General features: G+C 75.2%; 1 protein-coding gene and 1 pseudogene. Both read left to right on the forward strand.

Going from position 1 to position 822, the window contains the following annotated elements:
- Positions 1 to 111: winged helix-turn-helix domain-containing protein (locus VR44_RS42365; RefSeq protein WP_211275041.1), on the forward strand; the 111-nt coding region annotated here is incomplete at its 5' end.
- Positions 108 to 822: pseudogene (locus VR44_RS08800) on the forward strand (two-component sensor histidine kinase); the annotation flags it as partial. The gene VR44_RS42365 and the pseudogene VR44_RS08800, both read left to right, overlap by 4 nt.

The raw sequence follows: 822 nt of genomic DNA on the forward strand, positions 1-822 counted from the left end.
GTAGAGCTCTACATCAGCTACCTGCGCAAGAAGATCGACGCGGGGCGGCCCCCGATGATCCACACGGTCCGCGGCCTCGGCTACGTGCTGAAACCCGGTGGCGGCCCGTGAGACACCTCGTGCCCCGCACGTTGCGCGGCCAGCTCACTGCCGGGCTGGTCGCCCTCCTGGCCATGGCCTGCCTGGCCGTCGGCGTCACCACCGCCGTGGCCCTGCGCGGGTTCCTGACCGGACGGCTGGACGAGCAGCTCACCGCGTCCCAGGGCCGCTTCGCCGCCAGCCTGGAGCACGAGACCGTACCCGACGCCGACAACCGCCCCGACACCCGCGGCCAGGCCGACGGAACCTTCGGCGCACGCCTGTTGAACGGCACCGTCACCCAGGCCGCCGTCGTCGACCACGCGGCCGACCGCACCCTCACCCTCACCCCCGGCGACCGCCAGGCCCTCGCCCGCGTCCCCGCCGACGGCCACGGACACTCCCTCCGCCTCTCCGGCCCCGGCCGCTACCGCGTCACCGCCGTACGGGGCGACGACGGTGACGTCCTGGTGACCGGACTGCCCCTGCACCCGCTGGAAGAGACCGTCCACCGCGTCGAGGCGGTCGAGGCCGCCCTGTTCGGCACGGCCCTGGCACTCACCGGCATCGCGGCCGCCGCCTGGGTACGGATCTCCCTGACACCCCTGCGACGGGTCACCGCCCGCGCCGCGGAGGTGGCGGAGCTGCCCCTCGCGAGCGGCGAGGTCGCGCCATGCCGGGCCCGCTGCCCGACGCCGACCCGCGCACCGAGGTCGGCCAGGTCGCCGGCGCCCTCAACCGCAT

This window comes from Streptomyces katrae, assembly GCF_000966975.1.
Taxonomy (GTDB): Bacteria; Actinomycetota; Actinomycetes; order Streptomycetales; family Streptomycetaceae; genus Streptomyces; species Streptomyces katrae.